Genomic DNA, 7,306 nt, shown 5'->3' with positions numbered 1-7,306 from the left:
GAAAACACAAGCAGATTTAAGAAAATATGTGAGTATCTCCCGATACACAAAATGCCGGAAATGCCTGAAACAACAGGCTATACCGGCATATAAAGACTTTTGAAAAGATAGTTGAAAATCATATTAGAGTCTCATCCAAAACTTAAAATGGCGGCGAATATTTAAAAATTTGCAATTGACATACTTTGTGTTAAAATATTTTTATTTCAGGCATACTTTGTCTGAGCAAGAACGTTCAAACAGGAGGCACGGGATGGCATTTACTTACGAAGTGGTCGAAGAAATCGGCGTATTATCCGAGGGCAGCAATGGTTGGCAGAAAGAGCTCAATCTGGTGAGCTGGAACGAAAGAGATCCGAAATACGATATTCGCGACTGGGCGCCGGGACATGAACGCATGCGCAAGGGACTGACTTTCACCACGGATGAATTGATTGAATTACGGGATATTTTAAACGAGATGGATTTTGACGCATAGGTCGTGAATGAGCATGGCAATCGCCGTGCTTCTTTTTCGTATTGGGTATTCGATTTAAAATTGAATGGAGCGATTGTTATCGTCCGGATTTGAAACCTGAAAAGTCCTGTGTTATAATAAAAAGTCAAAATTATAGATTATCAGGTTTGGGGTAATCATATGAGATTATCAGGATAAATGGAGGATAGCGATGTCAGGACACTCGAAATGGAATAATATCAAACAAAGAAAAGGCAAGCAGGACGCGGCCAAAGGCAAGGTGTTTACAAAAATGGCAAAACTCATTGCTGTTGCGGCAAGAGAAGGCGGCGGCGATCCAGAAATGAATGCCAAGTTGCGGGAAGCGGTGGCAAAGGCCAAAGCGGCCAACATGCCCAATGACAATATTGATCGGGCAATTAAGAAGGGTTCCGGCGAATTGAATGATACCATTTATGAAGAAATCACCTACGAAGGTTACGGTCCAGGGGGGGCGGCGGTGATCGTCCAAACGCTGACGGACAACAAACACCGGACGGCTGCCGATGTGCGCCATATTTTTGATAAAAACGGCGGCAATCTTGGGACCAATGGCTGTGTCGGTTTTTTATTTGAGCGGGCCGGCCGCATTTTTGTGGAACAAAGTGACGATATTGATGAAGACGAACTGATGATGATGGCATTGGATGCTGGCGCTGAGGATATGGAGATCTCCGAAGACGGTTATGAAATCCGAACGGCCGCTTCCGACTTTGCTCAGGTGCTCGAATCCCTTCAAAACGAAGGGGTGCCGGTGGCCAGCGGGAAAATTGCGCAGATTCCGTCAACGGAGTCCGAGCTTTCTGAAGAAGACAGCAAAAAGATGGAAAAAATGCTGGATATGTTCGATGACAACGACGATGTCCAGGAAGTTTTCCACAACTGGGCCGAAGCGTAACCGCATGAGGTCGGAATGGGTCCGGCGAGAAAAGATAAAGTGAGGCAGGATATGGGAAAAAGTTCAATCAGAGACTATGTGGTCTATTTTATCGTGGCGATGATGCTGGTGCTTTTAATGGCATCCTTTGTCATCGGCAATATCTATAGTCGGGCGGACAATGCAAAGCTGACCCAGCAGGGAACGCGCGCTATTTATGAAATCACCATTGGTGAAAAGCCGGTCAGCTCACTGGGAGAGTAAAATTGCATTGTTCAAAAGCGAAAAGTAAGGCATCGCCTTGCTTTTTGTCGTTATAGGAAAAAAGTAAAGGAGCACAGATGAAAATCGTCACGCCGGATGAAATGGCTGTGATGGACAAGCAAACCATCGATAGCGGCATTGCCGATTACGAACTCATGGAAAGAGCGGGGACACGCTGCTATGAAATTATAGCTTCCGAGCTTACCGAAACACAAAAGATTCTGGTGCTTTGCGGCACGGGCAATAACGGCGGCGACGGGCAGGTAATCGCTCGGCTTTTACACAACTGCGGTTATTCGGTATCGGTGCTCTTTGTGGGCAAGGCGGAGCATTTTTCACCGAATGCCCTGCAAAACTATAAGCGGCTGACAGATATTGGCGCGGCTTGTGATTTTTATACGCGGTTTGATGCAAAAATTCAGGCATCACTTGATCATGCGAACGTGATTGTCGACGCGGTCTTTGGCAATGGACTAAAGGACCGGCCGCTGTGCGAAGCGGTTGTGGCGCTGTTTGACGCCATCAATGCCCGTTCGGATAAAAGGGTTTACGCTATCGACATGCCCTCGGGCCTTCGGGGAGACACAGGCCAAACGGTCGGCGCGGCCATTCGCGCTGATAAAACACTTATCATTCAGAACTATAAAACCGGTCATTTGCTGGGCGATGGCTCGGATCTGTCCGGCGAACAAATCCTGGTGGATGTCGGTATTTTGGAACGCTATTGCGACAGCACTAAATTTTTACTGGATGCACGGAGCGTGCCCGAGCTTTTGCCGAGAAAGAAGAACTCCCATAAATACGACTACGGTGCTTTGTCGGTGATTGCCGGCAGTCAGGGAATGCTGGGGGCAGGTTTGATGGCGGCAACGGCTGCCCTTCGCGCCGGCGCCGGCCTGGTAACCAGTTGGGTGCCCAAGGAGGTTTACAGTATTGCGGCGGGGCAGATGCCCTGGGAAATTATGGTGCGCCCCTATGATGCCGATAGTCTTTTGTCGAGGCTGCGAGAACGGCGAACGGATGCTTATGTCGTCGGGCCGGGACTGGGGCGACAGAAGTTTCATTCCGGGCTGATTAAAATGTTAATTGCGCAGCAAAAACCGATGGTGATCGATGCAGATGGCCTTTATCATTTGTTGAAGATCATGGATGTTCTGAAAATGGGTGAGCATGCGCCGCTGATTCTCACGCCCCATGTCGGAGAATTCGCAAAGCTTTGCGGCACCACATCCGATGCGGTTCGCCGGGATCCCGTCGGCTTGGGCACGCAATTTGTCAAAACCTGTCAGGTGGTGCTGGTGCTCAAAGGCCACCATACGTCAATTTTCGAGCCTGACGCCGCGAGCGCCGGCGGCGTGCGCATTTGGTTTAACACTACGGGCAATCCCGGCATGGCCACGGCGGGTTCCGGCGATGTGCTCGCAGGGATCATTGGCGGTCTCATCCCGCAGATGCCGACACCAGCCGATGCCGCAAAGCTCGGCGTTTATCTGCACGGTTTGGCCGGAGACCTGGCGGCGGATGAAAAAACCATGGTCGCGATGACGGCGACGGATGTGCTCGCGCAATTGCCCGCTGCCATCCGGCAACTGCAACAGGAAGTTCAGGAGAAATAATTTTTGACAAATCCAATCAATAAAACGTATAAAATTGTGACCTATGGCTGCCAGATGAACGAAAACGACTCGGAAAAGCTTTCCGGGATGTTAAAAGCCATGGGCTATACCCCGACGGAGGACGAAACGACAGCCGGCCTTGTCGTCATGAATACCTGTTCGATTCGGGAAAACGCAGACGTGCGTTTTTTCGGCAACGTGGGAAATTTTAAACATATCAAAAAAAGGAATCCGGATTTGATTTTGGCGGTCTGCGGCTGCATGATGCAGCAACCGCAGATTGTCAGAAAAATCAAAGAAGAGAATCCTCAGGTTGACATTGTTTTCGGTACGCACAATCTGCATCGATTTCCTGAGCTTTTGGCTAATTATCAAGTCAGCGGTAATCGAACCATCGAGATTTATGACGATGATGACGGGCTGATCGAAAATCTGCCGATGGATCGGCGCTATCCGTTCAAAAGTTATGTGTCTATCATGAAGGGATGCAATAATTTTTGTACGTATTGTATTGTCCCTTATACTCGAGGGCGGGAAATCAGCCGTCCCCACGAAAAAATCATCGATGAGGTTAAAGCGCTTGTGGCCGACGGCTGTCTTGAAGTGACTCTGCTGGGGCAGAATGTAAATTCCTACGGCAATGATCACAAGGATGGCTATGGCTTTGCCGATTTACTTCGGGATGTGAATACCATTGAAGGACTCGAACGGATTCGTTTCATGACCAGTCACCCCAAAGACATGTCTGACGAGGTGATTGATGCCATCGCGGTTTGCGATAAGGTGTGTCCGGCGGTGCATCTGGCGGTTCAAAGCGGATCGACCAAGGTGCTCAAGGCGATGCATCGCGGCTACACCAAAGAAAAGATCGTCGCCTTGGTGGAGAAGATGCATAAACGCATTCCCCATGTGACCATCACGACGGATTTGATCGTCGGCTTCCCGGGAGAAACTGAGGCCGATTTTGAAGAGACTCTCGATATTGTTCGGCATTGTCATTTCGACGCGGCCTTTTCGTTTTTGTATTCGATTCGAACAGGGACGCCGGCGGCAAAAATGCCGAATCAGATTCCGGAGGACATCAAGCATGAACGGCTCAATCGGCTGCTCAAAGTGCTCCACAGCGAAGGCAACGAGCGCAATCTCTGGTTTCAAGATCAGACGGTGGATGTCCTGGTGGAGGGGAAAAGCGCCCACAACGAAGACCGCCTGAGCGGGCGGACGATGAACGGCAAGCTTGTCAACTTTGATGGCAATGCGGCAACCATCGGTACCATTGTGCCGGTGCACATCGATTGCGCCAAGACCTTTAGTCTTGACGGGCACGCCGTGTGAGGACGGCATTTTAAACAGAATGTGAAAAATCGCAAAACGGAGGACAACCATGGGCTTAACGCCGATGATGCAACAATATTTAAAAATGCATGAAAAAGTGCCGGATACCATCATGCTCTTTCGCGTCGGCGATTTTTATGAGACGTTTTTCGACGATGCGATTACCGCATCCAAGGCGCTGGAAATTGCCCTGACCGGCAAGCGCTGTGGCTTGGACGAGCCGGCGCCGATGTGTGGTGTTCCCCATCATGCGGCGGAGCCCTATATTGCCAAATTGGTGGAGAAGGGCTATAAAGTCGCCGTCTGCGAGCAGATGGAAGATCCGGCGGCGGCCAAGGGTATCGTCAAGCGAGACATTATTAAAGTGGTGTCTCCCGGAACGATTACGGAAGGCGGGCTGATTCAAGCCAAGAAGAACAATTATCTCGCGGCGATTTTCAGCGACCGGCGGATTTTTGGCCTGGCTTATCTCGATGTCTCCACCGGGGCTTTTTATGCGACGGAGCTGCCTTTTACAGCCGACAGCGGCGAGCTGATCAACGAGCTGGGCAAAATTGAACCGTCGGAGATCATCGTCAATCCGGCGCTTTACAAACAGTCGGCATTGATTCAAAATCTTGAGACGCGCTTTGGCTGCATGGTCGGACTCAGCGCGGCTGTCTATTACGAAAAGGCCGCCTGCGAGCGCATGATTGAAGATCAGTTCAAGGTGTTTGCACTGGATTCTCTGGGGCTCAAGGATCACGAGGCGGCGACGCGAGCTGCCGGCGCACTATTGGCTTATGTGGCGGAAAGTCAGAAGAAAGTGCTCGGTCATATCAATCATATAGCTTATTACCGCACAGAAGCTTATATGTTGCTGGACCTTTCGACGCGGCGTAATCTGGAATTGACGGAGACGCTGCGCCACGGCGACAAGTGGGGAAGTCTGCTTTGGGTGCTTGATCAGACGGCGACGGCCATGGGCGGACGGCTTTTGCGTCAATGGGTGGAAGCGCCGCTGATCAATCGTGAAAAAATTGAGATCAGGCAAAACTTTGTGGCCGAGCTCGCGGCAAATCCCGGAGCACTCCCTGAACTGAAGACGCTTCTGACCAAGATTTACGATCTCGAACGGATTTGCGGCAAGATCTCTTTCGGAACGGTGAATCCCAAGGACATGCTGTCGCTCAAGCAGTCCCTGGCCATGCTGCCACAGCTGAAAGCGTGGATTGATTCGGTCTTGGCGCCGGATCTGCGGTCGCGATACGGCGAGGCGGATGATTTGCAGGACATTTTTGAATTGATCGATGCGGGAATCGCCGACGATGCCCCTTTTGTGCTGCGAGACGGCGGTGTGATCAAAGCGGGCTATAACGCGGAGATCGACCGTTACCGCGAAGCGCATGTCAAGGGAAGGGACTGGATTCGCGATTTGGAGAGCGCCGAGCGCGAGAAGACCGGTATTAAATCCTTGAAGGTGAAATACAATAAGGTCTTCGGTTATTTTATCGAAGTCACGAAAGCCAATCTCTCGCTGGTGCCGGAGGATTATATCCGCAAGCAGACCCTGAGCAACGCCGAGCGTTTCTATACGCCGGAATTAAAGTCCATGGAAACACAGATCCTTGGATCGGAAGAGCGTTTGGCCCAGCTGGAATATCAATTGTTTACCGACATCCGCGAAACAATCATGGCACAGATTGAGCGTATTCAGCAGCGCGCTCAGGATGTGGCGCAGCTCGACGCGCTGTATTCGCTGGCGGCGGTAGCCGTGGAACGCCATTATGTGCGGCCGGAGATCGCTGAAGACGGCGTGATCGCCTTTCAGAACGGCCGGCATCCGGTGGCGGAGGCGATCATGGAGACAGGGACTTTTGTGGCCAACAATTGCGCGCTGGATGAAGGCGAAAATCGCATGATGCTGATCACCGGACCGAACATGGCCGGAAAATCGACCTATATTCGCCAGGTGGCCATTCTCACGTTGATGGCGCAGATCGGTTCCTTTGTGCCGGCGGACAGTGCCCATATCGGTGTTGTTGACCGCATCTTTACGCGTATCGGCGCCTCCGATGATCTGACGACGGGGCAAAGCACTTTTATGGTTGAAATGTCAGAGCTGTCTAATATATTGAAAAACGCGACCCGTCATTCCCTGGTGATTCTCGACGAGATCGGCCGCGGCACCAGCACCTTTGACGGCATCAGCATCGCCTGGGCCGTGGTGGAGTATCTTTCCAATCCACTGACCATTGGGGCGAAAACACTTTTTGCCACGCATTATCACGAGCTCACAGAGCTGGAAGGTGTGAAGCCGGGCATTAAAAACTTCAGCATTGCGTTGAAGGAGACAAAAGACGGCGTGGTTTTTTTGCGCAAAATCAAACGAGGCGCGGCGGATCAAAGCTATGGCATCGAGGTGGCACAGCTCGCCGGATTTCCTAAAATTGTGACAGCGCGGGCTAAGGATATTCTGGCGGAGCTGAATAAAGGGGAATCCGCCTATCGCGCAGGCGTGCTTGACGGAGAGCGTGCCGCAACGCTCGACAATCAGGTGAGCTTTTATTCTGAGATGCTCGAGCAGGCCAAGGAGAGAACGCTTGACCCCAACGAGCAAGCGGCGCTCGAAAGTCTTAAGGTTCTGGAAATTGAGAGCATGACACCCCTTGAAGCGATGAATGCGCTCAACGATTTAAAACATCAGCTGCAGGAATAAGGGACTTTCGAAAGGAGACG

6 protein-coding genes are annotated in these 7,306 nt (G+C 51.1%); all 6 read left to right on the top strand.

Annotated features, from left to right (window positions below; all coding sequences use genetic code 11):
- The first annotated feature begins 253 nt into the window (after window positions 1–253).
- A complete protein-coding gene (locus tag V3C63_RS04660; RefSeq protein WP_329886642.1) occupies window positions 254–478 on the top strand; it encodes a YdbC family protein in 225 nt (74 codons plus the stop codon).
- Window positions 479–668: 190 nt separating this feature from the next.
- Entirely contained in the window at window positions 669–1,394 is a 726-nt protein-coding gene (locus V3C63_RS04655) for a YebC/PmpR family DNA-binding transcriptional regulator (RefSeq protein WP_329886641.1), read from the top strand.
- A 51-nt stretch (window positions 1,395–1,445) separates the two neighbouring features.
- Complete coding sequence (locus V3C63_RS04650) at window positions 1,446–1,637, top strand: hypothetical protein (protein ID WP_006598278.1); 192 nt, start codon at window positions 1,446–1,448, stop codon at window positions 1,635–1,637.
- 77 nt (window positions 1,638–1,714) lie between these two features.
- Window positions 1,715–3,253: an NAD(P)H-hydrate dehydratase gene (locus tag V3C63_RS04645; protein WP_329886640.1), complete on the top strand. Its 1,539-nt coding sequence runs from the start codon at window positions 1,715–1,717 to the stop codon at window positions 3,251–3,253.
- 3 nt (window positions 3,254–3,256) lie between these two features.
- Window positions 3,257–4,588, top strand: coding sequence for a tRNA (N6-isopentenyl adenosine(37)-C2)-methylthiotransferase MiaB (gene miaB / locus V3C63_RS04640; RefSeq protein ID WP_329886639.1), 1,332 nt, complete (start codon window positions 3,257–3,259; stop codon window positions 4,586–4,588).
- Window positions 4,589–4,637: 49 nt separating this feature from the next.
- The gene (mutS, locus tag V3C63_RS04635) at window positions 4,638–7,286 is read left to right on the top strand and encodes a DNA mismatch repair protein MutS (RefSeq protein ID WP_329886638.1); all 2,649 of its coding nucleotides are present in this window, start codon (window positions 4,638–4,640) and stop codon (window positions 7,284–7,286) included.
- The last annotated feature ends 20 nt before the right edge of the window (window positions 7,287–7,306 follow it).

The sequence above is a fragment of the Pseudoramibacter faecis genome (assembly GCF_036289405.1).
Taxonomy (GTDB): Bacteria; Bacillota; Clostridia; order Eubacteriales; family Eubacteriaceae; genus Pseudoramibacter; species Pseudoramibacter faecis.
This window is presented reverse-complemented; position numbering and strand designations above follow the sequence as displayed.